Origin of the sequence: Paenibacillus zanthoxyli JH29, from assembly GCF_000520715.1 — a bacterium.
GTDB lineage: Bacteria > Bacillota > Bacilli > Paenibacillales > Paenibacillaceae > Paenibacillus_AQ > Paenibacillus_AQ zanthoxyli.
Window position 1 is genome coordinate 1 of record NZ_ASSD01000143.1, and the last position, 752, is coordinate 752.

The 752-nt window shown below is 49.6% G+C and carries 1 protein-coding gene; it reads right to left on the reverse strand.

The window, feature by feature from the left end:
* The coding region (locus tag L691_RS27970; protein WP_025689314.1) for an IS630 family transposase at window positions 1–660 on the reverse strand (660 nt) is incomplete at its 3' end.
* Window positions 661–752: the final 92 nt, after the last annotated feature.

Genomic DNA, 752 nt, shown 5'->3' on the forward strand with positions numbered 1-752 from the left:
GTTGATCGCTCCGAACAGCTTGGCTCCTTCGTGCTTGCCATACGTTGGCACTTTTCGTTGCTTGCCGCGCGGAAACCAGTTGTACTGTAGCGCTTGATAGGAACGAATCATCGATTCGTCTTCGAACAGCAGATGATCGATTTCTTCGGCTTCCACCTGCTTCTTAAGCTGGGCGAAGGTGTGCTTACGGAAAAACGCCTGGGCCTCCTTATTGGCTTTGGCAAACGTATAGGTTGCCTTGGTAAAGCTGAAGTTCATTCGCCCTAGCATCGCACTGATTCCGCGCACACTCATGGTGACGCCAAATTCTCGCTTGATCCATTCCGATACCAACGGGAGAGTCCAGGTATAGCGAGCTTCAAAGCCCACATCGACTGGCTGTTGCTGCTCCAGCATAGAGGCTAATTGGTTACATTGCTCTTCCGTGAGCTTAGGCGGTTGTCCAGGGGAGTGACCCATTTCCAATCCGGCAAGGCCCTGCTCTTGGTAGCTCTGCCAATAGATACTGATCGTTTGACGAATGCGACCGAGCACATCGCCAATCTCTGCAAACGAGTGTCCTTCCAGACGAAGACGGACGGCTAGGTACCTTTCGTATAGCCGCTTATCGGATGTTTCTTTCATGGCTGTATTCAATCGCTTGATTTCTTCGCTCTTCATTTTTATCGCCACCTTAGGTTGATCTTACTATTTCATTACCCGTTTTGGCGATTGGAGTGGTGCTGTTGGTTTATTAATTGCGTTCTATATAG